Here is a 23,914-nt window from a genome sequence, read left to right on the forward strand (position 1 = left end):
TTAACGCGTGGACTAGCTTGCTTGTGCCTGGCGAATCACCTCGGCCAGGCGCTTGAGGCCTTCACTCAGGCGCTCCGGCGCAACGTGGCTGAAGTTAAGCCGCAAATGCCCGGGGTTAGCGTCCGGATCAATAAAGAACGGTTCGCCCGGCATAAACGCCACGTTCTGCGCCAGCGCCGGCGCCAGCAGCGTACGCGTATCCAGCGGCTGCTTGAGGGTCAGCCAGAAGAACAGCCCACCTTGAGGAATCTGCCAGTCGGCCAGGTCGCTGAAATGCTCAACCAGCACGTCCTGCATGGCATCACGGCGCACCCGGTAGAAATCACGCAATTCGGCCAAGTGTTCGCGGTAATGCCGCGTGCCCAGCCATTGCAGCGCCTGCCACTGACCAATACGGTTGGTGTGCAGGTCAGCGGACTGTTTCAACCGCAGCAAATAGGGGTACAGGTCTGGAGTGGCGATCAGGTAACCGACGCGCAGGCCAGGCAGCAGGGTTTTCGACACGGTGCCGGTGTAGATCCAGCTGGCCTGCTTAAGGCGGCTGACAATCGGCGTGGCGCTGCCATCATCAAACACCAGTTCACGGTAAGGCTCATCTTCGATCAGGGTCACGCCAAACTCATCGAGCAAGGCTGCCACCGCATCGCGCTTGGCTTCGCTGTAGCGCACCGCCGAAGGGTTCTGGAAAGTTGGGATTAAATAGGCGAAAGCCGGCTTGTGGTTCTGCAGCCGCTCGCGCAACGCATCGATCTGCGGGCCATCGGCTTCCTGCGGCACAGCGATGCAATCGGCGCCGAACAACTGAAAAGCCTGCAATGCCGCGAGGTAAGTCGGCGCCTCCAGCAACACCTCGGTACCCGGATCGATAAACAGCTTGCTGGCCAGATCCAGGGTTTGCTGCGAACCGCTGACGATCAGTACCTGGCTGGCGTCGCAGGGTACGCCCAAGGCGCGCGCCTCTTCAGCAATCGCTTCACGCAGCTCAGGCTCGCCTTCGCTGGTGCCGTATTGCCCCATGCTGGTGGGCATATCCGCCCATTCCACCCGCGGTAACATCGGCTCGGCCGGCAGACCGCCGGCAAACGACATCACTTCTGGACGCTGCGCGGCAGCCAGGATTTCACGGATCAGGGAGCTTTTCAGGCGGGCAACACGTTCGGAGAAGGCCATGGATACACCGGTAGCGAAGGCAAATAAAAATAGGTCAAACTGTTTGACCAAAGCTCTGTTTGACAGAAGCTACGACGATCAGCCTGGATACGTCAACATGCTTGACCTTAAAAATCCAAACACTCAACAGACCGCCATGGAAGCGTTCTTCTTCGGTTACCAGGCGTTTACCGCCAAGGCCGATGAGATGCTGGCGCGCCGCGGCCTGTCGCGCGTGCATCACCGCATTCTGTTCTTTATCGCCAAGTACCCCGGCCTGAGCATGAAAGAGCTGCTCGGCTACCTGGGTGTAAGCAAACAGGCGCTGAATACCCCGCTGCGCCAGCTGCTGGAAATGAACCTGGTGCAGAGCCTTGCCGCTGAAGACGACAAGCGCAAACGCCTACTCGGTTTTACTGCTGAAGGCGCCAAGCTGGAACAGGCTCTGCGCCGTGAACAGGCCAAGCTGCTGCAACGGGCGTTCAGTGAAGCCGGAGAAACAGCCGTGAGCGGCTGGTTGCAGGTCAACCAAACCCTGCACAACAGCGCAAATGAAGGCTGAGAGAGCATCCTCGGCAAAACTGTACTGACGCTGCAACCGAGCCAACTAAAACTGTACCGCCCATTGCCTGCATCGCTGTACCGCGACGCTCTGAGCATCTCCCCCTAGGCTGATCAGCACTGCTCCTGAGTGCTGCGCCATGACCACCGAACTGTTGCTCGCCTTTATCGCCTTTGCCTTTGTCACCTCGGTGACGCCGGGCCCTAACAATATGATGCTGCTCGCCAGCGGGGTGAATTTCGGCCTACGCCGCAGCCTGCCGCACATGTTCGGCATCAGCCTGGGCTTTATGCTGCTGGTGGCTTCGGTCGGTCTCGGCTTGGGCCAGCTGTTCGAACAAGTGCCGCTGCTGTATGACGTGTTGCGCTATCTGGGCGCGGCCTACCTGCTGTACCTGGCCTGGAAGATTGCCGGCTCCGGTGCACCGCAGGATGGCGGAAAGCCGGTGGGCAAGCCGTTTACCTTTTTGCAGGCAGCGGCCTTTCAGTGGGTCAACCCGAAAGCTTGGATCATGGCCATCGGCGCTATCACCACCTACACCCCGCAGGAAAACTTCGTAATCAATGTGCTGCTGATCGCGGCGCTGTTCGCCCTGGTCAACTGCCCTAGCGTCGGCCTGTGGACGGTGGCCGGCAGCCTGCTGCGCAACTGGCTGAGCAACGCCCGAGCGCTGCGCATCTTCAATATCGGCATGGCCATGCTGCTGGTAGCCTCGCTGTACCCCATCTTCGCCGACACCGGACTGCTCTGATGCACGACCTGCCGCAAACCCGCCTACGGCCGCTGGCCGACACCTCGACCTCGGCGGTAGTCGCCGGGTTTATCGCCATGCTCACCGGCTACACCAGCTCGCTGGTGCTGATGTTCCAGGCTGGCCAGGCCGCAGGGCTGACCAACGGGCAGATTTCATCGTGGATTTGGGCGCTGTCGATTGGTATGGCGATCTGCTGCATCGGCCTGTCGCTGCGCTACCGCGCGCCGATCATGATCGCCTGGTCCACCCCTGGCGCGGCCCTGCTGATCACCAGTCTGCCCGGCGTGCCGTATAGCGAGGCAATTGGCGCCTATATCTTCGCCTCCGGGCTGATTGTGCTGATCGGCCTGACGGGCACGTTTGACCGCCTCATGCGGCGCATTCCCGGTTCAATTGCGGCAGCGCTGCTGGCGGGCGTGCTGTTCAAAATCGGTCTGGAAATCTGCGTGGCCGCCGAACAGCAGCCGCTGCTGGTGGTGGCGATGTTGCTCGCTTACTTGTTGGGTAAACGGCTGCTACCGCGGTATGCGGTGCTTGCGGCACTGATTGTTGGCAGCGTGCTGGCTGCGGTCTTCGGCCTGCTCAATTTCGAGCACTTCGAGCTGCAACTGGCGGTGCCGGAATGGACCACACCGAGCTTCTCCCTGGCAGCGGTCATCAGCATCGGCATTCCACTGTTTATCGTCGCCATGGCCTCGCAGAACTTGCCGGGCATGGCTGTGCTGCGCGCCAATGGCTATGACGTTCCAGCCAGCCCGCTGCTCACCACCACCGGGCTGACATCCATGCTGCTGGCGCCCTTTGGCAGCCATGGCATTCATATGGCCGCTATCAGCGCAGCGATCTGCGCCGGCCCGGAAGCCCACGAAGACCCGAAAAAACGCTACACAGCCGCCATCTGGTGCGGGGTGTTCTACGGCATCGCCGGCATCTTCGGCGCCACCCTGGCGGCGTTGTTTGCCGCGCTACCGAAAGCCCTGATCCTGTCCATCGCAGCACTGGCGCTGTTCGCTTCAATCATCGGCGGCCTGACTCAGGCCATGAGCGAGCCGAAAGAGCGTGAAGCGGCGCTGATCACCTTTCTGGTAACCGCCTCGGGCATGACCCTGTTTTCGGTGGGCTCGGCGTTCTGGGGGATTGTTGCGGGCTTGCTGACCTTGGCGATTCTTAACTGGGGCAAGCAAGACGCGTAATTAGCAGGTATAAAAAACGGGCTTATGCATACACATAAGCCCGTTTTTGTTACAGCCGGTGCAATCAGCCGCGCTGACGCTTAGGCAGCACATCCTTAAGCTTGGCGTGCATGCCGCGCAGGGTTTTCTCGGTGCTTTCCCAATCGATGCAGGCATCGGTAATGGACACGCCGTACTTGAGCTGGCTGAGGTCCTTGGGAATCGACTGGTTGCCCCAGCCCAGGTGGCTTTCCACCATCAGGCCGACGATCGACTGGTTGCCTTCAAGAATCTGGTTGGCGACGTTGTCCATCACCAGCGGTTGCAGGGCCGGGTCCTTGTTGGAGTTGGCGTGGCTGCAATCGACCATGATGTTCGGGCGTATGCCGGCTTTGGTCAGTTCCTGCTCACAAACGGCAACACTCACCGAATCGTAGTTCGGCTTGCCGTTGCCACCGCGCAGCACTACGTGGCCGTAGGCATTGCCTTTGGTGGTGACGATGGACACGCCACCTTCCTGGTTGATGCCGAGGAAACGGTGCGGGCTGGAAACCGACTGCAGGGCGTTGATCGCTACGGTCAGGCCGCCATCGGTGCCGTTTTTGAAGCCCACCGACGAAGACAGGCCTGAGGCCATCTCGCGGTGGGTTTGCGATTCGGTGGTGCGCGCGCCGATGGCCGACCAGCTGATCAGGTCCTGCAGGTACTGCGGGGAAATCGGGTCGAGGGCTTCGGTCGCGGTCGGCAGGCCCATTTCAGCCAGGTCACGCAGCAACTGGCGACCGATATGCAGGCCATCCTGAATCTTGAACGAGTCGTCCATAAACGGATCGTTGATCAGGCCTTTCCAGCCGACAGTGGTACGCGGCTTCTCGAAATACACCCGCATAACCAGATACAGACTGTCCGAAACCTCGGCAGCCAGCGCCTTGAGGCGCTCGGCATACTCGTGGGCGGCCTTGATATCGTGGATCGAGCACGGCCCGACCACCACGAACAGGCGATGATCCTTGCCATCGAGAATATTGCGGATCACCTCACGACCGCTGGCAACCGTGCGCAGAGCAGCATCGGTCAGCGGAATTTCACGCTTGAGCTGTGCGGGGGTTATCAGGGTTTCGTTGGAGGCAACGTTCAGGTCATCAATCGGTAAATCAGCCATCGTGCTATTCATCAGTCAGAGTCATCAGGTCACGGGTGCCGGCCGCCAGCGATCCCCGTGTGGCGGAGCACAGCAATATGAGCACAGCGGGGAAGCCGAACCTTAGCGCGTATAGGCCTGGCTCGACAATGGGCTTTGCGGCTTAAGCCGCGCCGAGTGGACGATTCAACTAATTCAGGCTGGCGCGGGAAAATTCGGCGGCATGCTGGCTGATCCACTCCTGCGCCACCACCTCGACCGGCAAGCTGCAGCCCAGTTCCTGCTCGCGTTGATGGCGATAATGCTCAATCTGGCAGACCTGTTCGACCATACGCGCGCGAAACAGCGTGTCCTCATCGACAAAGGCGATACCCACCAGGTATTTGTCTTCCTGTTTGCGGCACCACGCCACCAGGCCTGGGTAACGCGCATGCTCGCCGAACAGCGGAATACGCAACTCGATGGCCGTACCGCGGCGAAAAGCACGGTTGGAGTTGCAAGCCACACCGCCGAGACTGATATTGTTCAGCCGCTGCTTGGGCACGAACGCCTGTTTACGCAGCACTAACTCAACGGGCATATCACTGGGATGACGCAAAAAGTGACGCATCTTATGACTACCTCGGATGCCATCAATTTGATACCACATTGGCCAGTATAGTGACTGAGCTGGAACTGACCGATTTAGATGCAGATCGCTATCTACTCGACTTGCCTGGCACTTCACTGCTGATATTTACCAGCATAGGTTGTGCCAGTTGCCGTTGGGCGCGACGTGAGCTGCCTAATTTGCCCCTGCCGATACAGCGCCTGGCCTGGGTCGACGCGGCCAACAGCGGCGGTTTAGTGACGCGTTATGAGGTATTTCAGCTCCCCGCGCTATTCGTAGTGCGCGATGGCCAATTTTATGGCGCACTGCAGAGCAGCCTGCAGCCCGCCGCACTTATTCAGGCGCTGGACACTGCCCTGTCGCGCCCCGCAGAGGACTTACCCTGATGACCCCAACTCCCCGTATCGGCATTATCGGCTCCGGCGCCATTGGCGGCTTCTATGGCCTGATGCTGGCCCGTGCCGGCTTTGATGTGCATTTTCTGCTGCGCAGCGAGTTCGCCGCAGTCGCCAGCCAAGGCTTGCACGTCAACAGTGCCCTACACGGCAACCTGCACCTGGATAACGTGCAGGCGTATCAGTCAGCGGCTGATATGCCGCCGTGCGACTGGCTGCTGATCGGCGCTAAAACCACCAGTAACGCCGACCTCGCTCCACTGATCAGCCAGGCCGCTGCGCCCGGCGCCAAGGTGGTGCTGATGCAGAACGGCCTGGCCGTGGAAGACGAACTGCGCCCACTGCTGCCGGACTCGCTGCACCTGCTGGGCGGCCTTTGCTATATCTGCGCCCATCGCAGCGCACCGGGGGTGGTCGAGCATCAGGCGCTGGGCAGCGTCAATCTGGGCTATCACTCAGGCCCGGCTAGTGATGCCGAGAGCCGTCAGCAGATCCTCGAACAAGGCAGCGCTCTGTTCCAGGCTGCTGGCCTTGACTCCACCGCCATGGCCGAACTGAACCAGGCACGCTGGCAGAAACTGGTGTGGAACGTGCCCTACAACGGTCTGGCCGTGCTGCTGAACAGCGCCACCACGGCGTTGATGGGCAACACCGACAGCCGCGCGCTGATCGAGGCGATCATGCAGGAAGTGGTGGATGCGGCCGGCGCCTGCGGCTATCAGCTACCTGCCGGGTTTGCCGGCAAGCTGCTGAGCGCCACCGACCGCATGCCGGATTACCTGCCGAGCATGTACCACGACTTTGCCATGCAGCGCCCACTGGAGCTGCATGCCATCTACGCCGCGCCGTTGGCCGCTGCGGCGCAGGCCGGCTGCGCCATGCCGCGCACCGAGATGCTTTATCAGACCCTGCGGTTCCTCGAACAACGCGCGCAATAGGACACAGCAATGAGCAAGGGATTAGGCGACAAACTGGTGCTGGCGATCTCCTCGCGGGCGCTGTTCGACCTGCGCGACAGCCACCAGATTTATGAAAGCCAGGGCGTCGAGGCCTATCGCCAATACCAGATTGAGCATGAGGACGAGATACTCCCGCCTGGCGATGCCTTTCCCCTGGTCGAGAAGCTGCTGGCGCTGAACACGGCCCTCAATCAGCAGCGCGTTGAGGTGATCCTGGTTTCGCGCAACAGCGCCGACACCGGTTTACGTGCGTTCAACTCAATCCAGCACTACGGGCTGGGCATATCCCGCGCAGCCTTTGTTGGCGGGCGTAGCCCCGACCCTTATCTGGCCGCATTTGGCTGCCATCTGTTTCTCTCCACCCATGCCGAAGATGTGCGCAGTGCGCTGCGGGCCGGCTTCGGGGCGGCGACCATTCTCTCCGGCGGTGCTCGGCGCGCGGCAAGTAACGAGCTGCGCATCGCCTTCGACGGCGATGCCGTGCTGTTTTCCGATGAATCCGAGCGGGTTTATCAGCAGGCCGGCCTGGAAGCCTTCCAGAGCCACGAACGTGAATCGGCCCGCGAGCTGCTCGGCGGCGGTCCATTCAAACCCTTCCTTGCCGCCCTGCACCGTCTGCAACAGGAATTTCCCGAAGAACAGTGCCCGATTCGTACCGCATTGGTTACAGCGCGTTCGGCGCCGGCCCATGAGCGGGTGATTCGCACGCTGCGCGAGTGGAATATCCGCCTGGATGAGTCGTTCTTCCTCGGTGGTCTGGAAAAAGCCGCAATTCTGGAAACCTTCGGCGCCGACGTGTTTTTCGACGACCAAACCGGCCACTGCGAAAAAGCCAACAAGGTCGTACCTACCGGCCATGTGCCACACGGCATCAGCAACGAACCGCAGCTCTAGTTCCCGCGCGAGGGCGGTCAATCGCCCTCGCCGCTAAGCACTCTCTATCTCCCTGCCTATATAACCATTCGTCCTCAAAACCTCGGCTTTCTTTGACTTATCGAGGGCACTGCTAAGCTCAGATCAGGCCTGCCAGTCTGGCAGTCAAGGAGGCCGAATGATTCGCTCGATTCTCTATGCAACCGACCTAGGCCTTTACGCCCCCTACATCCTGCAGCATGCGCTGGCACTCACACGTTCCTTCAACGCCAGCCTGTATGTGGTGCACGCCGTGGAGCCCATGGGTCTGTTTGCGGAATCAGTGCTGCAAACCTACCTGGATGAAGAGCGCCTTAAGGACCTGCGCACCAACGGCCTCAGCACAGTGATGGCGAGTATCGAGCAGCGGGTGTTAGAGGGCTTTCGCGATGAGATTGGCGAAGCGTTGCATGACTTGGATCTGATCAAGGCGGTACGCGTGGTACAGGGCGATCCCCCCTTGGTGATACTCGATGAAGCACAGCAACTCGGTGTGGATTTGTTGGTCCTAGGTAGCCACAGCCACGGCACGGATATGGACATTCCACTGGGTCGTACCGCGTCGCGCCTGGTGCAGTTGTCAGAAGTACCGGTGTACTTGGTGCCGATGCTGCAGCATCGCAGCCGAGGTGATCTTTAGAAGAAGCGCAGCACATTTCTATTTTTGGTCTAGATTTAATGCTTCAATCATCATTATGGTTATATAGAACGCCGGTAACCTGAACGGCCGTCTTTTTGCTTTGAGGGATTTTTATGAAGCTCCAGCAACTGCGCTACATCTGGGAAGTCGCGCATCACGACCTCAACGTTTCTGCCACGGCACAAAGCCTCTACACCTCACAACCCGGCATCAGCAAACAGATCCGCCTACTCGAAGACGAGCTGGGGGTTGAAGTCTTCGCCCGCAGCGGCAAGCACCTGACCCGCATCACCCCCGCCGGCGAACGCATCATCAACACCGCCGGGGAAATCCTGCGCAAGGTCGAAAGCATCAAGCAGATTGCCCAGGAGTTCTCCAACGAGAAGAAAGGCACCCTGTCCATCGCCACCACCCACACCCAGGCGCGCTATGCCCTGCCGCCGGTGATCAGTGCCTTTATCAAGCAATACCCGGATGTATCCCTGCACATGCACCAGGGCACGCCGATGCAGATCGCTGAAATGGCGGCCGACGGCACCGTCGACTTCGCCATCGCCACTGAAGGTCTGGAGCTGTTCAACGACCTGATCATGATGCCCTGCTACCGCTGGAACCGCTGCGTCGTGGTACCTCAGGGCCACCCGCTGACCAAGCTGCCGAAGCTGACCCTGGAGGCCCTGGCCGAATATTCCATCGTCACCTACGTGTTCGGTTTTACCGGCCGTTCCAAACTCGACGAAGCCTTCAGCCATCGTGGTCTGACGCCGAAAGTGGTGTTTACCGCCGCCGACGCTGACGTGATCAAAACCTACGTACGCCTGGGCCTGGGCGTGGGCATCGTGGCCAAGATGGCCGTCGATCCCAAACTAGACCCGGACCTGGTGGTGCTGGATGCCGAGGAGCTGTTCGAAGCCAGCGTGACCAAGATCGGCTTCCGTCGCGGCACCTTCCTGCGCGGTTTCATGTGCGACTTTATCGAGAAATTTGCCCCGCACCTGACCCGCGACATGATGGCCAAAGCCGTGCAGTGCCACAGCAAGGTCGAGCTGGAAGAGCTGTTCGAAGGCGTTGAACTGCCGCTGCACTGAGCCAACCTGCAGATATGAAAAAGCCCGTCCAAGTGACGGGCTTTTTCATACTCGGCGATACCTATTCAGTGGCTTTCAATTCTTTGCCATGAGCAAAGTTCACCCACCAGCCGAAGGCCGCTGCGGTAAAGAACATGATGATGCTGTAGATCGCTGCGGGGATCGACATGGTGGCGTTATTCAACAGCATCGGGCTCAGTGCCAGGGCTATCGCCAGGGTGCCGTTGTGGATGCCGATCTCCATGCCGATGGCAACCGACTGACGCAGGCTTAGCTTAAACAAACGCGGCACCCAGTAACCTACCGCCAGGCTGATCAGGTTGAACGCCAGCGCCGCACCACCCACCAGCGGCGCGTAGTCGACAAAGGTCTGCCAATCCTTGACCACCGCCAGGATGATGATGATCAACAGAAACAGCGCGGAGATGATCTTCACCGGCTTCTCCATACGTGCGGCAAACCCTGGGAAGCGGCTGCGTATCCAGATACCAATAGCCACCGGGCCGAGGACGATGACAAACACCTGCACCACCTTGGTGAACTGCAACGGCAAGGCCTGATCACCTTCCATAAAGTAGGCCAGCGACAGGTTGACGATCAGCGGCATGGTCAGCACCGCAATCACCGAATTGACCGCCGTCAGGGTGATATTCAGTGCCACATCACCATGCGCCAGGTGGCTGTACAAGTTGGCAGTGGTGCCGCCAGGCGAGGCGGCCAAGAGCATCAGACCAACTGCCAGCGCCGGGGCCAGACCAAAGGCCTTGGCCAGGAAGAAACACACTACGGGCAGCAGCAACAGTTGACAGCTCAAGCCGATCAGCACCGGTTTGGGAAACTTCACCACCCGGGTAAAATCGGCCAGGGTCAGCGACAGGCCCAGGCCAAGCATAATGATGCCCAAGGCGATGGGCAGGAACAGGGTCAATAACGGGTCAGCAGTCACGGCTTTCTTACTCCTTGATCAAAGCGCTGGGCGATCTTGAACAACGACTTAGAACACTGCAGTGACTTTAGTGGCCAACTTGGTGAAAGAAATGGCGAGGTATAAAAAAAGCGCCCAGATGGGCGCTTTTTTTATTACTGAAGGAAATCAGATGGCGGTGGCCCCGCCATCCACCGCCAGCGCGTGGCCGGTTGTGAACGCCGCATTATCGCAGCACAGGTACAGCACGGCAGTAGCGATTTCCTCGACCTTGCCAATGCGCCCGACCGGGTGCATGGCGGCGGCGAACTCGCCCTTCTTCGGGTCGGTTTCATAGGCGCGACGGAACATATCGGTGTCGATCACTGCCGGGCATACGGCGTTGACCCGCACTTTCTTCTTTGCGTATTCAACAGCAGCGGACTTGGTCAGGCCGATCACCGCATGTTTGGATGCGCTGTAGATGCTCATCTTCGGCGCAGCGCCCAAGCCGGCGACCGACGCTGTGTTGACGATGGCGCCACCTCCCTGAGCCAGCAGCAGCGGGATCTGGTGCTTCATGCACAGCCACACGCCTTTAACGTTGACGCCCATGATGGCGTCGAACTCGCTTTCGCTGCCCTCGGCCAGCTTGCCCTTCTCGATCTCGATGCCCGCATTGTTGAAGGCATAGTCCAGGCGGCCGTAGGCGCCCAGCGTACGCTCCATCAACACCTTGACCTCAGCATCGCGGGTCACGTCGCAACGTACAAACAGCGCATCGCCGCCCGCTTCACGGATCAGCGCGGCAGTTGCTTCGCCACCGTCGACATCAACGTCGGACACCACCACCTGCAGGCCTTCGTTGGCGAATGCCAGTGCCGTGGCACGACCAATACCCGCTGCACCACCGGTGACCAGGGCAACCCGGCCGGAAAAGCTCAAGCTCATCTGCGTGTCCTCGCAAGGATTAAAAACTGCATTGAGTCTAATCAGCTGCTGCGTACCAAGGCAGCACTATCAAATTGCTGGTGATAGCCCCATCGAAATGAGTGATTAACACCCCAGCATGGCTATCACTCGAATGGATTTACAAGCATTCGGCCCACGGGCAAACCTTGCCCCGCTGACCAGCACGGGCTATCAACAGGCTTTCCGTTCAGTGAGTACCTGCCATGACTGCCCCACTCAACCGCCAATTCCTGCTTGCCCAACGCCCGGTCGGTCTGCCCAGCCGCGAAACCTTCAGCTATGTCGAAACCAGCGTCGGCGAACCCGGCCCCGGCCAAATTCTGGTGAAGAACGCCTACCTGTCTCTGGACCCGGCCATGCGTGGCTGGATGAATGATGCCAAGTCCTATATTCCGCCAGTCGGCCTTGGCGAAGTGATGCGCGCCCTCGGCGTGGGTGAAGTGGTGGCCTCGCAGCACCCGGACTTTGCCGTGGGTGATCATGTAAATGGCGCCCTTGGTGTGCAGGATTATTTCCTCGGTGAGCCCAAAGGCTTCTACAAGGTCGACCCCAAGCGCGCGCCGCTGCCGCTGTACCTGTCGGCACTGGGCATGACCGGCATGACCGCCTACTTCGCTCTACTGGATGTCGGCGCGCCGAAAGCGGGTGAAACGGTGGTGATTTCCGGTGCAGCCGGCGCGGTCGGCAGCGTCGCCGGGCAGATTGCCAAGCTCAAAGGCTGCCGTGTAGTCGGCATCGCCGGCGGTGCGGACAAGTGCAAGTTCCTGGTTGATGAACTGGGCTTCGACGGCGCCATCGATTACAAAAATGAAGACGTGATCGCCGGCCTCAAGCGCGAGTGCCCGAAAGGTGTGGATGTCTACTTCGATAACGTCGGCGGCGACATTCTGGATGCCGTGCTCACCCGCTTGGCCTTCAAGGCACGTGTGGTGATCTGTGGCGCGATCAGCCAGTACAACAACAAACAGGCGGTCAAAGGCCCGGCTAACTACCTCAATCTGCTGGTCAACAGCGCACGCATGGAAGGCATGGTGGTGATGACCTACGCTCCGCGTTTTGCCGAAGCAGCGGCGGAGATGGGCGGCTGGATGGCCAGCGGCAAGCTGAAATCCAAGGAAGATATCGTCAGCGATCTGACTACCTTCCCGGAAACCTTGCTCAAGCTGTTCAGTGGCGAGAACTTCGGCAAGCTGGTGCTGAAAGTCGACTGAGGCAATTTCGTAGGAGCGGCTAAGCGCCGCTCCTACGAAAACCAGGCATCAGGCGACTGCCATTGCCTCACTGTCCTGCTTTATCGGCCGCCAGCGGCGCAGCAGCATGTACAGGGTCGGGATTACAAACAGGGTGAAGAAGGTGCCTACCAACAGGCCGCCGACAATCACCATACCGATCTGCTGACGGCTTTCCGCCCCTGCCCCGGTGGCAATCGCCAACGGCAGCGAACCCAGCACCATCGCCCCGGTCGTCATCAGAATCGGCCGCAGACGCTGCACCGACGCTTCAATCACCGCCCCTCGCAACTCATGCCCTTGTCGCAGCAGCACGTTGGCGAACTCGACGATCAGGATGCCGTGCTTGGTAATCAAGCCAATCAACGTCACCAAGCCGATCTGCGAGTAGATGTTCAAAGTGCCGCCGAACATCGTCAGGGCCAGCAAGGCGCCAGCCATCGACAGCGGCACGCTGAACAGGATGATCAGCGGGTCAGTAAAGCTTTCAAACTGCGCCGCCAACACCAGGAAGATAAACGCCAAAGCCAGCGCGAAGATCAGTGCAATGCCCGCACTGGACTCCTTGAAGTCTCGCGACGTGCCGGTGTAGTCGTACTGCGTCTCTGCCGGGAATACCGTGCGCGCTGTGCTTTCCAAGTGTGCCAGGGCTTCCCCCAGGGTGTAGCCGGAGCCCACGTTGGCACTCACAGTTACCGCACGCAGCTGGTTGAAGTGGTTGAGCTCGCGCGGCGCCACGGTTTCGCGCACCTCAATCAGATTGGACAGCTGCACCATGCTGTCATCGCGGCCGCGCACATAGACGCGGTCGAGATCCTGCGGGTTGCTGCGATCCACGTCCTGCAACTGCACCAGCACGTCGTACTGCTCACCGTTCTGCTTGAAGCGCGTCACCTGGCGGCTGCCGAACAGGCTTTCCAGGCTGCGGCCGATGGTGGCCACATCAGTGCCCACGGCTACGGCCTGTTCGCGGTTAACCGCGACCTTGAGCTGCGGTGCGTTGAGCTTCAGATCGCTGTCCAGACTTTCCAACCCAGGGTAATCGCGCAGTTGATTGAGCAACTGATCGACATAGCCCTGCAACTCGCTGTACTCCATGGACGAGCGAATCACAAAGTTCACCGGCTGGTTTCGCGCGCTCTGGCCGAGCGGTGGACGGTTGACCGGGAAAGCGCGCACCCCGGCAATATCCTGCAGTTTGGGCAGCAGCTCATTACGAATCTCGAACTGGCTGCGCGAGCGGTCCGCCCAGTCCTCCAGTTTCATAAAGGAAATGCCCTGAGCCACCGTCGGAAAGCCAGCGATGACCATGTAGCGATTGGTTTCCGGGATGCTGTCGTAGGCCGCTTCGATCTCGCGGGCATAACGCCCGGTGTAGTTGATAGTGGCGCCGTCAGGGCCGTTGAACACACCGACAATGGTGCCGGTGTCTTCGGTCGGCGCCAGCTCGGATTTAAGCCCTGAGAACAGCAGCACGCAGGCCACAATAGTCAGTAACAACACGCCCACCACCAACACCCAGGCACTCAGTGCTTTGGCCAATAGATGCTTGTAGCTGTAAGTCAGGCCATTGAGGAAATTCTCGATCAGGTTGTACACCCGGTTGTGCCGCTCACCGGCCTGATGCGGCTTAAGCAACAGAGCGCACATCATCGGCGTCAGGGTCAGGGCGACAAAACCCGACACCAGCACTGCGCCGGCCAGGGTCCAGGCGAATTCTGTAAAAAGTTTGCCGGTGGTGCCCTGCATAAAGCCGATGGGGGCAAATACGGCGGCCAGGGTCAGTGTCATGGCGATGACCGCAAAGGCAATCTCGCGACTGCCCTTGAGCGCCGCCTGCAGCGGCTGCATGCCCTCCTCGATATGCCGGTGGATGTTCTCCAGCATCACGATGGCATCGTCCACCACCAGGCCGATGGCAAGCACCATTGCCAGCAGCGTCAGGGTGTTGATGGTGAAGCCCATCAGGCTCATCAGGGCGAAGGCGCCGATCAGCGACACCGGGATGGTCACCAGCGGAATGATGGTGGCACGCAGCGAACGCAGGAAGATAAAGATGATTAGAATGACCAGCCCCACCGCTTCCCAGATGGTGATAAACACGTTGTCGATCGACTCGCGAATAAACTGCGAGTTGTCGTTGGCCACCGCCATTTCCATGCCTTCCGGCAGCAGCGCTCGTACATCGGGCATGGCCTCAGCCAGGCCGTCGGAGATATCCAACGGGTTGGCGGTAGCCTGCTTGATCATGCCCATCGACACCGCCGGCTTGCCCTTGTAGCGAACAATACTGCGTTCGTCCGCCGCGCCGATTTCGGCATAACCAACGTCAGCCAGGCGCAGCAGGTAACCGCGCGAGTCATCGAGAATCAGCTGATTAAACTGCTCCGGGGTATTCATGTCGGTTTCAGAGAGCACGGTGAATTCGCGCTGCTGCGACTCAATACGCCCCGCCGGAATCTCGACGTTCTGCCGGCGCAGGGCGTCTTCCACGTCTTGCACGGTGAGGTTGTGCGCGGCGAGCTTCTCCGGGTCGAGCCAGATGCGCATGGCAAAGGTGCGCGCGCCGCGAATCTGCACTTCGGAGACGCCAGGGATGGTCTGCAGGCGATCCTTGATCACCCGCTCCAACACGTCGGTGATCTCCATGGCGCTGTAGCGTTCGCTGTAGAAGGCGATCCAGATCACCGGCTGGGCATCGGCCTCGACCTTCTGCACAATGGGCTCGGCGATTTCATCCGGCAGCAGGCCACGCACCCGGCCCAGGCGGTCGCGTACATCGTTGGCAGCTTCATCGGAGTTGCTGCCCAGGCGGAACTGCGCGGTGATCTGGGTGTTTTCCGAACGGCTGATGGAGCTGACGAAGTCCAGCCCGTCGATGCCCGACAGCACGTCCTCGATCGGCTGGGCGACCTGGGACTCCATGATCTCCGGGCTGGCGCCCGGATAGGTAACGTTGACCGTGACAATCGGCACGTCGATATTCGGGTACTCACGCACGGCCAGGCGGTCATAGGCCATCAAGCCAAGCAGCACCACAATCAGCGACAGTACGGTGGCGAATACCGGCCGCCGGATGCAGATGTCCGACAGGGTCATGACGCTTGCTCCACCACCTTGGTGCGTACCGGCGCGCCGGCCCGAACCTTCTGCCAGCCGGCGCTGATCAGGGTTTCATCACCCTGCAGGCCTTCCAGCACCTCGACCTTGCCAGCCAGACGCTTGCCCAGTTTGACCTCACGCAGCTCGACCTTGCCCTCCACAACCAGATTGACCAGCAGCTTATCGCCCACCGGCATGATGGCTTCTTCTGGAATCACCAGAGCATTCGGCCGCTCGGCGAGGATCACCGAAACCCGCACGAACTGCCCTGGGCTCAGGCGACCATCGCTGTTGCTGATATGCGCGCGAATCGCCTGGCTGCGTCCAGCTTCGTCCAGGCGTGGGTTGATGGCGAAAATCTCACCGTTAAACCGCTCACCCGGGTAAGCATCCAGGCTGACTTCAATGAGCTGCTTGAGGCGAATCTGGCTGACGGCTTTTTGCGGAATGCGGAAATCTACCTTGAGCGGATCGAGCACTTCCAGGTTGACGATGTCCTGGCCTTCGCTGAGGTAATCGCCGGGGCTGACGGCGCGTAAACCCAGTACGCCGTCGTAGGGGGCGAGGATGCGGGTCTTGTCCAGGCGCGCCTGAGACAGCGCCAGGCTGGCGCGCGAAGCCTGTTGTTGCGCACTGGCCTCATCCAGCGCTTGAGCGTTACTGGCGCCGCGCTTGAATAGCATCTGCGCGCGCTGAAAGTTCTTTTCTGCCAGATTCAGGTTGGCTTGCGCCTGGGCCAGCTCGGCGCGGGTAATCGAATCATCCAGGCTGATCAGCAACGCACCGGCCTCAACGCGTTGGCCTTCACGAAAATGCAGCTGCGCCACTCGCCCGGCGATTTCCGGTCGGATCATCACCGACTCATCAGGGCTCAGCGAGCCAAAGGTCACCAGCTCATCGCGCACCAGGCTTCGCTCGGCCTTGACCACCTCGACCAGTGGCCCTTCGTTGGCGTGCGCGGGCACACTGGCAAGCGAACACAGCCAGAAAACTGTACCGAGAAGAGCAGGTGCGCGGGCAAACATATACAACCCCTAATTCTTTGTAGAGGCTGAGTCTAACGGCCGAGCCGCGCAGATCAGCCGTTAAAAATGTTTCCCGATGTTGGCTGCCCGGTTACTGGCGCATGCCCCGACCGCTAACCAGCAAGCGGATGCACACGCCATACAGCACAGCAGTAGCGACCAGCATAAAACCGATGGCCACGCCGATGCGGATATCGGACACCCCGAGAATGCCGTAGCGGAAGGCGTTGACCATATGCAGCACCGGGTTGGCCAAGGACACGGTTTGCCAGAACTGCGGCAGCAAGGTAATCGAATAGAACACCCCGCCCAGGTAGGTCAAAGGCGTCAGCACAAAGGTTGGAATGATCGAAATATCATCGAAGTTGCGCGCGAACACCGCGTTGATAAAACCGCCCAGGGAGAAGATGGTCGCGGTCAGCAACACCACCAGCACGGTCACGCCGAGGTGATGCACCTGCAGCTTGGTGAAGAACAGCGAAAGCAGAGTGACGATAAAACCCACCGCCAGGCCGCGCAGCACACCGCCGACCACATAGCCGGTGAGGATGATATGCGGCGACACCGGCGAGACCATCAGCTCCTCGATGGAGCGCTGGAACTTGCTGCCGAAGAAACTCGACACCACGTTGCCGTAGGAGTTGGTGATCACCGACATCATGATCAGCCCCGGCACGATGTACTCCATATAGGTGAAGCCACCCATGTCGCCGATTTGACTGCCGATCAGGTTGCCGAAGATCACGAAGTACAGAACCATGGTGATTGCCGGCGGCAGCAGGGTCTGCGGCCAGATGCGGGTAAAGCGGCGGATCTCGCGGTAGACGATAGTGCGCAGCGCTACCATGTTGGCGGTGAATTCGGAGTTCAGATAAGCCGTGCTCATACCGCCACCTTCGCCAGATTCTTCTCGACCAGGGAAACAAACAGCTCCTCCAGGCGGTTGGTTTTATTGCGCAAGCTGAGCACCTCGATGTTCTGCAAGGCCAGCTGACGGAACAGCTCGGTAATGCCCTGAGCCTTGTCCACCTGCACTTCCAGGGTATGCCCGTCGAGCAACTGCGCCGGGTAGCCGATCAGTTGCGGCGCTACTAGCAGCGCCTCTTTGAGGTCGAGAAGGAAGGTTTCTACATGCAGCTTTTTCAGCAGGTCCTTCATGCTGGTGTTCTCGACGATCCGCCCGTGGTCGATGATGCCGATATTGCGGCATAGCTGTTCGGCCTCTTCCAGGTAATGGGTGGTGAGGATGATGGTGATGCCCTGCTCGTTGAGTTCGGTGAGAAAGCTCCACATCGAACGGCGCAGTTCAATATCAACCCCGGCCGTTGGCTCATCGAGAATCAACAAACGCGGCTGATGCACCAGCGCGCGGGCGATCATCAGGCGACGCTTCATCCCGCCGGACAGTTCACGCGACGGCACATTGTGCTTACCCCACAAGCCGAGCTGGTTGAGGTACTGCTCAGCGCGCTCCTTGGCGATTTTTGCCGGGATACCGTAATAGCCGGCCTGGGTCACGACGATGTCGAAGGCCTTCTCGAACTGGTTGAAATTGAACTCCTGCGGCACCACGCCTAGGCAGCGCTTGAGTGCAGAGGGCTGTTTGTCCAGGTCGTGACCGAAGACGTTCACCGTGCCGCTGCTTTTGGTCACCAAGGTGGAAAGGATGCCGATGGTGGTGGATTTGCCGGCACCGTTGGGGCCGAGCAAGGCGAAGAAATCGCCTTCAGCCACGTCCAGGTCGATGCCATGCAGCGCCTGGAAGCCGTTGCCATAGGTCTTGGTCAACTGGCGAATGGACAGAGCAGTACTCATAAAAATGCGCACACCTGATCAGATAAAAAGAAATTCGAGAGGGGCTGCGCCTGCAGCGCGAAGTGGGCCAAGTCTAGCGCCTGGAAGCTCCCCACCACAGCATCTTTGCGCAAAACTGCCGCCCCCACAGCTAGGCAGCAGCCTACCAGCGCCAGGCGCAGATTAAACCCGGCCGTTTCCGATGGTGCTTATCAACCCTGTCGATAAATCATCCAGGCACGACCTCAGCGGCGAAGTCGCCACTGATCGACAACGCGTCATCGGCAAACAGATGTGGGTAACACGTAGCCAGATGACCGAAGAACAGCGGCTCCGGCACATCGGCAAACTGGCCGTGGTCATGCAGGTATTCCATGTACCGCTCGCCCTGCTGGTTGAACGGGTGAAATACGCTGTCGCTCAGGCCATCGAATTCCAGCGGCGCGACCTTGAATACCCGACACAGCGCCAGGTTGAACGCCGGCGTGGCCTTGACCCAGCGGTCCTCAAGGTACAACTCGGTGTAGCCGTGCATGGCGAACACTTCACTGCGCAGCATTTCCAGCAGTCGTGGAGTGGCCAGATGATTGCGTACATCGGCCAGGCCGATGCGTGCCGGGATGCCGCAATGGCGGGCGCAGGCAGCCAGCAAAGTGGCTTTGGGCACGCAGTAACTTTCGCCCGCCTGCAGTGCGTGACTGGCCTTCAGGGTGTCGGGGTCGCGGCTGAACACATAGGGGTTGTAGCGAATTTCATCGCGCACCGCGTAGTACAGATTGATCGCCTGTTGACGCGGGTCACGACTGGCCCCGCGAAACTTTTCTGCGAACTCCACCAGCGCAGGGTGGTCACTATCGATGAAGCGGCCGGGCTCGAGGTATTCACGCATCAGGGTTTCTCCATGACAGAGACCCAGTCTAACGACACGGCTCCGGCCAATGTAACGACGATTCGGCCAAGCTCACCGCTCTTGTCGCAATCAATGACGACTACGCTCGTGATGGTGCGTAACAACGCATTGTCATCATGGAGGATTCTGCATGCTCGCTCTCTGGTTACTCGCCCTACTGCTCGGCACGGCTTTTCTCGCTCACCGGCGTACCGCCCCCCTACCCGCACTTGGCCTGGTGGCCGGCTTTCTGATTCTGATGAGCACCTTCAGCCACGCTCCCGCCTGGTTGATGGGTATTTTCTGGCTGCTCCTGCTGGCCGTGGCCTTGCCACTGCTGCTGCCCGAGCAACGCCGCAATCTGTTCACTGCGCCGCTGTTTGCCTGGTTCAAGCGCGTACTGCCGCCGATGTCGGCCACCGAGCGCGACGCCATTGAAGCCGGCACGGTGTGGTGGGATGGCGAGCTGTTCAGCGGGCGCCCGGACTGGGACACCCTGCTCGCCTACCCCAAAGCCCAGCTCACTGAAGAAGAGCAGGCGTTTATCGATGGGCCCACCGAAGCGCTGTGCGCCATGGTCAGTGACTGGCAGATCGGCCAGCAGATGGACTTGCCCGCTGAGGCCTGGACGCATATCAAGCAACACGGTTTCTTCGCCCTGATCATCCCCAAGCAATACGGCGGCAAGGGCTTTTCCGCCTATGCCCACTCCCAGGTGGCGATGAAGCTGGCTACCCGCTCCGGCGACCTGGCCTCCACCGTGATGGTGCCCAACTCCCTGGGCCCGGCCGAGCTGCTGCTGCACTACGGCACCGACGCCCAGCGTGACCATTACCTGCCGCGCCTGGCCAGCGGTGAAGACATCCCCTGCTTCGCCCTCACTGGCCCCCTGGCTGGCTCTGATGCCGGCGCCATGCCGGATACCGGAATCATCTGCAAAGGCCAGTGGCAAGGCGAGGAAGTGATCGGCCTGCGTCTGAACTGGGAAAAGCGCTATATCACCCTCGGCCCGATCGCCACCCTGCTTGGCCTGGCCTTCAAGGCTTATGACCCCGAGCATCTGCTGGGTGAAGAGGAAGACCTGGGCATCAGCCTCGCTCTGGTGCCCACCGAAACGCCTGGTGTCGAAATCGGCCGCCGTCACCTGCCACTCGGCGCCGCCTTTATGAATGGCCCGAACTCCGGCAAGGATGTGTTTATCCCACTGGATTACTTGATCGGCGGCCAGGAGGTGCTCGGCAAGGGCTGGATGATGCTGATGAACTGCCTGTCCGTGGGCCGCTCCATCTCCCTGCCGGCCGTCGGCACCGGCGCTGCCAAGTTCACCAGCCTGACCACTGGCCAGTACAGCCAGGTGCGTGAGCAGTTCAACGTGCCGCTTTCAGCCTTTGAAGGCATTCAGGAAGCCCTCGCGCGTATCGGCGGCAACGCCTGGCTGATGGACAGCGCGCGCATCCTTACTGCCAATGCGGTGGATCTGGGCGAAAAGCCCTCGGTGCTCTCGGCCATCCTCAAGTACCACCTGACCGAACGCGGCCGCGAATGCATCAGCCACGCCATGGACGTGCACGGCGGCAAGGGCATCGTCATGGGCCCGAACAACTACCTGGCGCGCTCGTGGCAAGGTGCGCCGATCTTTATCACCGTGGAGGGGGCCAATATTCTCTCGCGCAACCTGATGATCTTTGGTCAGGGCGCGATTCGCTGCCACCCCTACGTACTCAAGGAAATGGCCCTGGCCAGCCGCGAAGACCAGGACCAGGCGCTGCAGGAATTCGATGAACTGCTGCTGCAACATATCGGTTTTGCCGTGAGTAACGCCGCCAGCAGCCTGCTGCTCAGCCTCGGCTTTGGCGTTTTCAGCCAGGTGCCGGGTGATCGCATCAGCCGCCCTTATTTCCGCGCGCTCAACCGCTTGGCAGCGTCCTTCGCCCTGCTCGCCGACACCAGCATGATGTTGCTCGGCGGCGAACTGAAACGCCGCGAACGCCTGTCGGCGCGGCTCGGTGATGTACTCAGCCACCTGTACCTGGCCTCGGCGGCGCTCAAGCGCTACCACGACCTCGGTTATCCCGAGCATTCACAGCCCATGCTGCGCTGGGCCGTGGAAGAAAGCTTGGGCAAGGCCGAACAAGCACTTGAAGAGCTGCTCAGCAACTTCCCCAGCAAACTGCTCGGCTGCGCTCTGCGCGTACTGGTATTGCCGCTGGGCCGCCGTCACAAAGGCCCAAGCGATGAACTGGACGCCGAAGTGGCTGGTATTATCGGCCGCAACAGCGGCGATCCGGCGCTGGAGGAACTGCTCGAAGGCTGCTATCGCCCACAAGCCGAACAGGACCCGGTGGGTGCTCTGCAATATGCGATGAATCTGCTGCAGGATGTACAGGGCCTGCAGAAAAAACTGCACAAGGCCGTCAAAGCCGGCCAGGTCCAGGAACTACCAGGGCAAAGCCTAATTGATGCCGCGTTGGCTGCTGGGGTTCTCAACCCGGAAGAGGCGCACAGCCTGCATCAGGCCGAAGCGGCGCGCCGGGTGGTGATCGATGTCGACGACTTCGCCAAGGAAGAACTGACTCTAGGCTCCGGCAAGGTGCGTTAAACCGACAGGACAGCGGGCGACGCGAGCCTTATACTTGCGCGCCCGTTTTACCTACAGGATTGCCCCATGGCCAACACCCACATCGACCATCACCTCGCCCTGCTGCAGCACCTGCGCACCATTCTGGTCGCCTTGGGCGAAGCCGAGCAGATTCTCGATGACAGCCACGCCATGTACCTGGAGCGCTACGACGAATTGCTCAGCGACCTGCCGAGCGATCCGGAAGCCAGCCTCTACCTGGGCCAGGACCTGATCAGCCAGATCTTCCAGCGCTACCCGCAAATCGCCCACCTGGTGCCGCGCGACCTGCTGTGGTTCTTCGGCGGCGACTGTTTGCACTTCATGCCGGACGAAGAAATCGAGATGTACCAGACCCTCGAAGAACGCCGCTTCTACGCCGAAGAAAACGACGAACCCTTCGACTGGAACCAGGAAAAGCAGCTGCTGGCCATGCCCGCACAAGGCAGCAAGCACTAAGCCTCAGCCAGAAACAAAAAAGCCCGCACGGCATAACCGGCGGGCTTTTTTACAGGCTTCAAAAACAGCAGATACAAAAACGCCGCTCAGTGAGCGGCGTTCTTGATTATTTGGAGCGGGAAACGAGACTCGAACTCGCGACCCCGACCTTGGCAAGGTCGTGCTCTACCAACTGAGCTATTCCCGCATACAACTTGGTACAACAAAAATGGCGTCCCCTAGGGGACTCGAACCCCTGTTACCGCCGTGAAAGGGCGGTGTCCTAGGCCACTAGACGAAGGGGACCTTGGAACTTTTCGGCTACCTGCCTGGGCAGATGACCTGAATCTGGAGCGGGAAACGAGACTCGAACTCGCGACCCCGACCTTGGCAAGGTCGTGCTCTACCAACTGAGCTATTCCCGCATACAACTTGGTTTTAAGCAGCACACTTCATAAAGAAGTGGCGTCCCCTAGGGGACTCGAACCCCTGTTACCGCCGTGAAAGGGCGGTGTCCTAGGCCACTAGACGAAGGGGACGCAGCCCGGAAACTACAACTTCTATCCGGCTTCTACACGTTTTGCCGTGAGGCATTGCGCTACGAAGTGGCGCGCATTCTATGGAGCCTTGTAAGGTCCGTCAACCTCTGTGTAAAAATTTTTATAAATCAACGACTTCAGCTCCGAATGTGAGGCAGCTCTATCAGCCTCCCGGCTAACGCACTACACTCGGACGAAAAACCGGTGATCGAGAGGCTCCACCCATGTCCCCACTCGTGATTACCATATTGATTGTTTCTGGCATCGTCGTATTGATCGCCATTGCTTACATCAATCATATGGTCGAGAACAACAAGCTGGAGAAGGCACGCATCAAGGCCGACCTCAATGATCGCCTGCGCCGCTGCACGGACCTCGCCGAAGCCCTCCCTGGTCAACTGATGTCTCCAGCCTTGAAGCTGATGCTCAGTCGCCTGCAGTTACACTTCAGTGAGCGCATGCTGCTACTGGACAAACGCAACAACGCCCTCAAGGCGCGCATTGAAGAGCTGCGCAAGCTGATCGCCCTGGGCGAGTCGATTGCCGTAAGCAACCCGCCGCAACCCATTGCCAATGAAGCCAAGGCTAAAGAAGTACGTTTCCAGCTGGAAAACCTCCACGGCCAACTGACCCGTTGCGCCAAAGACGGGATTATCCCGGCCAACGAGGCCAAGCACTGGCTCAAAGAAGTGCGCCATATGCTGACCCAGGTGCATATCGAGTTTTTCGGCAACCTCGGCCAACAGGCCTTGCAGCAGAACCAGCCGGGCCAAGCGCGCCTGGCGTTCGAGCGCGGCGTGCAATACCTGCGCAAACAACCCGATCCAACCCCTTACCAGAACGCCCTGAAGAAATTCGAAGAGCAGCTGGCACGCGCCAACGCCATGGTTCTGGAAAGCAGCAAGCCCGTCCCCGACCAGCCCAGCGAACTGGACGCCGGCCTTGAATCTCTCGGCGGTGACGACGAGTGGAAGAAGAAGAATATCTACGACTAACCCCTCCAGCGCGCAGTTTGCGCGCTAC

Annotated in this window: 22 protein-coding genes and 4 tRNA genes; 12 read left to right on the forward strand and 14 right to left on the reverse strand. The window is 59.9% G+C overall.

Annotated features, from left to right (window positions below):
• Positions 1-12: 12 nt before the first annotated feature.
• A complete protein-coding gene (locus HBN63_RS07315) occupies positions 13-1,170 on the reverse strand; it encodes a PLP-dependent aminotransferase family protein (RefSeq protein WP_167141027.1) in 1,158 nt (385 codons plus the stop codon).
• 97 nt (positions 1,171-1,267) lie between these two features.
• Between HBN63_RS07315 and HBN63_RS07320 the strand changes: the two genes are divergently transcribed.
• From HBN63_RS07320 to HBN63_RS07330, 3 genes are all read left to right on the forward strand, one after another.
• Positions 1,268-1,711, forward strand: coding sequence for a MarR family transcriptional regulator (locus tag HBN63_RS07320; protein ID WP_090247864.1), 444 nt, complete (start codon positions 1,268-1,270; stop codon positions 1,709-1,711).
• A gap of 139 nt (positions 1,712-1,850) precedes the next feature.
• Positions 1,851-2,462 (forward strand): LysE family translocator, encoded by a 612-nt coding sequence (locus HBN63_RS07325; protein ID WP_170048946.1) that lies wholly within the window; start codon positions 1,851-1,853, stop codon positions 2,460-2,462.
• The gene (locus tag HBN63_RS07330) at positions 2,462-3,658 is read left to right on the forward strand and encodes a benzoate/H(+) symporter BenE family transporter (protein WP_167141034.1); all 1,197 of its coding nucleotides are present in this window, start codon (positions 2,462-2,464) and stop codon (positions 3,656-3,658) included. Before HBN63_RS07325 ends, HBN63_RS07330 begins: the two co-directional genes overlap by 1 nt.
• Before the next feature lie 64 nt (positions 3,659-3,722).
• Here the strand turns inward: HBN63_RS07330 and HBN63_RS07335 are convergent, their stop codons facing one another.
• Together HBN63_RS07335 and HBN63_RS07340 are read right to left on the reverse strand one after the other, a co-directional pair.
• A complete protein-coding gene (locus HBN63_RS07335) occupies positions 3,723-4,799 on the reverse strand; it encodes a 3-deoxy-7-phosphoheptulonate synthase (protein ID WP_167141038.1) in 1,077 nt (358 codons plus the stop codon).
• A 169-nt stretch (positions 4,800-4,968) separates the two neighbouring features.
• Positions 4,969-5,388: a PilZ domain-containing protein gene (locus tag HBN63_RS07340; RefSeq protein ID WP_160084841.1), complete on the reverse strand. Its 420-nt coding sequence runs from the start codon at positions 5,386-5,388 to the stop codon at positions 4,969-4,971.
• Positions 5,389-5,426: 38 nt separating this feature from the next.
• Here HBN63_RS07340 and HBN63_RS07345 point away from each other — a divergent pair, with 38 nt between their 5' ends.
• From HBN63_RS07345 to cysB, 5 genes are all read left to right on the forward strand, one after another.
• On the forward strand, positions 5,427-5,774 hold the full coding sequence (locus HBN63_RS07345) for a thioredoxin (RefSeq protein ID WP_170048947.1): 348 nt from the start codon (positions 5,427-5,429) through the stop codon (positions 5,772-5,774).
• Positions 5,774-6,721: a putative 2-dehydropantoate 2-reductase gene (locus tag HBN63_RS07350; RefSeq protein WP_170048948.1), complete on the forward strand. Its 948-nt coding sequence runs from the start codon at positions 5,774-5,776 to the stop codon at positions 6,719-6,721. Before HBN63_RS07345 ends, HBN63_RS07350 begins: the two co-directional genes overlap by 1 nt.
• A 9-nt stretch (positions 6,722-6,730) precedes the next feature.
• Positions 6,731-7,636 carry a 5'-nucleotidase gene (locus tag HBN63_RS07355; protein ID WP_170048949.1) on the forward strand — a complete coding sequence of 302 codons (906 nt, stop codon included), beginning with the start codon at positions 6,731-6,733 and terminating at the stop codon, positions 7,634-7,636.
• 157 nt (positions 7,637-7,793) lie between these two features.
• Positions 7,794-8,294, forward strand: coding sequence for a universal stress protein (locus tag HBN63_RS07360; RefSeq protein WP_160084845.1), 501 nt, complete (start codon positions 7,794-7,796; stop codon positions 8,292-8,294).
• A gap of 113 nt (positions 8,295-8,407) precedes the next feature.
• Positions 8,408-9,382: an HTH-type transcriptional regulator CysB gene (gene cysB, locus HBN63_RS07365; protein WP_170048950.1), complete on the forward strand. Its 975-nt coding sequence runs from the start codon at positions 8,408-8,410 to the stop codon at positions 9,380-9,382.
• A gap of 61 nt (positions 9,383-9,443) precedes the next feature.
• On the opposite strand, the gene HBN63_RS07370 is transcribed toward cysB, so the two are convergent.
• Together HBN63_RS07370 and HBN63_RS07375 are read right to left on the reverse strand one after the other, a co-directional pair.
• On the reverse strand, positions 9,444-10,328 hold the full coding sequence (locus HBN63_RS07370) for a bile acid:sodium symporter family protein (protein WP_170048951.1): 885 nt from the start codon (positions 10,326-10,328) through the stop codon (positions 9,444-9,446).
• 147 nt (positions 10,329-10,475) lie between these two features.
• The gene (locus tag HBN63_RS07375; protein ID WP_170048952.1) at positions 10,476-11,237 is read right to left on the reverse strand and encodes an SDR family oxidoreductase; all 762 of its coding nucleotides are present in this window, start codon (positions 11,235-11,237) and stop codon (positions 10,476-10,478) included.
• Positions 11,238-11,461: 224 nt separating this feature from the next.
• On the opposite strand from HBN63_RS07375, the gene HBN63_RS07380 reads away from it, so the two are divergent.
• Entirely contained in the window at positions 11,462-12,469 is a 1,008-nt protein-coding gene (locus tag HBN63_RS07380) for an NADP-dependent oxidoreductase (protein WP_170048953.1), read from the forward strand.
• Positions 12,470-12,517: 48 nt separating this feature from the next.
• Here the strand turns inward: HBN63_RS07380 and HBN63_RS07385 are convergent, their stop codons facing one another.
• The 5 genes from HBN63_RS07385 to HBN63_RS07405 form a co-directional block, all read right to left on the reverse strand.
• The gene (locus HBN63_RS07385) at positions 12,518-15,586 is read right to left on the reverse strand and encodes an efflux RND transporter permease subunit (RefSeq protein WP_170048954.1); all 3,069 of its coding nucleotides are present in this window, start codon (positions 15,584-15,586) and stop codon (positions 12,518-12,520) included.
• Positions 15,583-16,614, reverse strand: a complete 1,032-nt coding sequence (locus HBN63_RS07390; RefSeq protein ID WP_170048955.1) for an efflux RND transporter periplasmic adaptor subunit — start codon at positions 16,612-16,614, stop codon at positions 15,583-15,585. Before HBN63_RS07390 ends, HBN63_RS07385 begins: the two co-directional genes overlap by 4 nt.
• 91 nt (positions 16,615-16,705) lie before the next feature.
• Positions 16,706-17,485 (reverse strand): ABC transporter permease, encoded by a 780-nt coding sequence (locus tag HBN63_RS07395; protein WP_090251084.1) that lies wholly within the window; start codon positions 17,483-17,485, stop codon positions 16,706-16,708.
• Positions 17,486-17,496: 11 nt separating this feature from the next.
• The gene (locus tag HBN63_RS07400; RefSeq protein ID WP_160084850.1) at positions 17,497-18,429 is read right to left on the reverse strand and encodes an ABC transporter ATP-binding protein; all 933 of its coding nucleotides are present in this window, start codon (positions 18,427-18,429) and stop codon (positions 17,497-17,499) included.
• A 208-nt stretch (positions 18,430-18,637) separates the two neighbouring features.
• Complete coding sequence (locus HBN63_RS07405) at positions 18,638-19,297, reverse strand: transglutaminase family protein (protein ID WP_170048956.1); 660 nt, start codon at positions 19,295-19,297, stop codon at positions 18,638-18,640.
• A gap of 151 nt (positions 19,298-19,448) precedes the next feature.
• Here HBN63_RS07405 and HBN63_RS07410 point away from each other — a divergent pair, with 151 nt between their 5' ends.
• Together HBN63_RS07410 and HBN63_RS07415 are read left to right on the forward strand one after the other, a co-directional pair.
• Positions 19,449-21,896, forward strand: a complete 2,448-nt coding sequence (locus tag HBN63_RS07410) for an acyl-CoA dehydrogenase (RefSeq protein WP_170048957.1) — start codon at positions 19,449-19,451, stop codon at positions 21,894-21,896.
• 66 nt (positions 21,897-21,962) lie between these two features.
• Positions 21,963-22,373, forward strand: coding sequence for a PA2817 family protein (locus HBN63_RS07415; RefSeq protein WP_170048958.1), 411 nt, complete (start codon positions 21,963-21,965; stop codon positions 22,371-22,373).
• Between the two features lie 111 nt (positions 22,374-22,484).
• On the opposite strand, the gene HBN63_RS07420 is transcribed toward HBN63_RS07415, so the two are convergent.
• From HBN63_RS07420 to HBN63_RS07435, 4 genes are all read right to left on the reverse strand, one after another.
• Positions 22,485-22,560: transfer RNA gene (locus HBN63_RS07420), tRNA-Gly, on the reverse strand.
• Between the two features lie 22 nt (positions 22,561-22,582).
• Positions 22,583-22,658 (reverse strand) — tRNA-Glu (locus HBN63_RS07425).
• A 43-nt stretch (positions 22,659-22,701) separates the two neighbouring features.
• Positions 22,702-22,777: transfer RNA gene (locus HBN63_RS07430), tRNA-Gly, on the reverse strand.
• Positions 22,778-22,815: 38 nt separating this feature from the next.
• Positions 22,816-22,891: transfer RNA gene (locus HBN63_RS07435), tRNA-Glu, on the reverse strand.
• A 224-nt stretch (positions 22,892-23,115) separates the two neighbouring features.
• On the opposite strand from HBN63_RS07435, the gene HBN63_RS07440 reads away from it, so the two are divergent.
• Entirely contained in the window at positions 23,116-23,886 is a 771-nt protein-coding gene (locus HBN63_RS07440; RefSeq protein ID WP_170048959.1) for a hypothetical protein, read from the forward strand.
• Positions 23,887-23,914 lie beyond the last annotated feature (28 nt).

Origin of the sequence: Pseudomonas sp. WS 5011, from assembly GCF_012985775.1 — a bacterium.
Taxonomy (GTDB): domain Bacteria; phylum Pseudomonadota; class Gammaproteobacteria; order Pseudomonadales; family Pseudomonadaceae; genus Aquipseudomonas; species Aquipseudomonas peli.

What these genes read in the sequence shown, in the direction of transcription:
- HBN63_RS07410 (WP_170048957.1), top strand. Translation starts at nt 19,449, where the DNA reads ATGCTCGCTCTCTGGTTACTCGCCCTACTGCTCGGCACGGCTTTTCTC.
- HBN63_RS07360 (WP_160084845.1), top strand. Translation starts at nt 7,794, where the DNA reads ATGATTCGCTCGATTCTCTATGCAACCGACCTAGGCCTTTACGCCCCC.
- HBN63_RS07355 (WP_170048949.1), top strand. Translation starts at nt 6,731, where the DNA reads ATGAGCAAGGGATTAGGCGACAAACTGGTGCTGGCGATCTCCTCGCGG.
- HBN63_RS07350 (WP_170048948.1), top strand. Translation starts at nt 5,774, where the DNA reads ATGACCCCAACTCCCCGTATCGGCATTATCGGCTCCGGCGCCATTGGC.
- HBN63_RS07380 (WP_170048953.1), top strand. Translation starts at nt 11,462, where the DNA reads ATGACTGCCCCACTCAACCGCCAATTCCTGCTTGCCCAACGCCCGGTC.
- HBN63_RS07340 (WP_160084841.1), bottom strand. Translation starts at nt 5,388, where the DNA reads ATGCGTCACTTTTTGCGTCATCCCAGTGATATGCCCGTTGAGTTAGTG.
- HBN63_RS07415 (WP_170048958.1), top strand. Translation starts at nt 21,963, where the DNA reads ATGGCCAACACCCACATCGACCATCACCTCGCCCTGCTGCAGCACCTG.
- HBN63_RS07405 (WP_170048956.1), bottom strand. Translation starts at nt 19,297, where the DNA reads ATGCGTGAATACCTCGAGCCCGGCCGCTTCATCGATAGTGACCACCCT.
- HBN63_RS07335 (WP_167141038.1), bottom strand. Translation starts at nt 4,799, where the DNA reads ATGGCTGATTTACCGATTGATGACCTGAACGTTGCCTCCAACGAAACC.
- cysB (WP_170048950.1), top strand. Translation starts at nt 8,408, where the DNA reads ATGAAGCTCCAGCAACTGCGCTACATCTGGGAAGTCGCGCATCACGAC.
- HBN63_RS07385 (WP_170048954.1), bottom strand. Translation starts at nt 15,586, where the DNA reads ATGACCCTGTCGGACATCTGCATCCGGCGGCCGGTATTCGCCACCGTA.
- HBN63_RS07325 (WP_170048946.1), top strand. Translation starts at nt 1,851, where the DNA reads ATGACCACCGAACTGTTGCTCGCCTTTATCGCCTTTGCCTTTGTCACC.
- HBN63_RS07320 (WP_090247864.1), top strand. Translation starts at nt 1,268, where the DNA reads ATGCTTGACCTTAAAAATCCAAACACTCAACAGACCGCCATGGAAGCG.
- HBN63_RS07390 (WP_170048955.1), bottom strand. Translation starts at nt 16,614, where the DNA reads ATGTTTGCCCGCGCACCTGCTCTTCTCGGTACAGTTTTCTGGCTGTGT.
- HBN63_RS07400 (WP_160084850.1), bottom strand. Translation starts at nt 18,429, where the DNA reads ATGAGTACTGCTCTGTCCATTCGCCAGTTGACCAAGACCTATGGCAAC.
- HBN63_RS07440 (WP_170048959.1), top strand. Translation starts at nt 23,116, where the DNA reads ATGTCCCCACTCGTGATTACCATATTGATTGTTTCTGGCATCGTCGTA.
- HBN63_RS07315 (WP_167141027.1), bottom strand. Translation starts at nt 1,170, where the DNA reads ATGGCCTTCTCCGAACGTGTTGCCCGCCTGAAAAGCTCCCTGATCCGT.
- HBN63_RS07375 (WP_170048952.1), bottom strand. Translation starts at nt 11,237, where the DNA reads ATGAGCTTGAGCTTTTCCGGCCGGGTTGCCCTGGTCACCGGTGGTGCA.
- HBN63_RS07330 (WP_167141034.1), top strand. Translation starts at nt 2,462, where the DNA reads ATGCACGACCTGCCGCAAACCCGCCTACGGCCGCTGGCCGACACCTCG.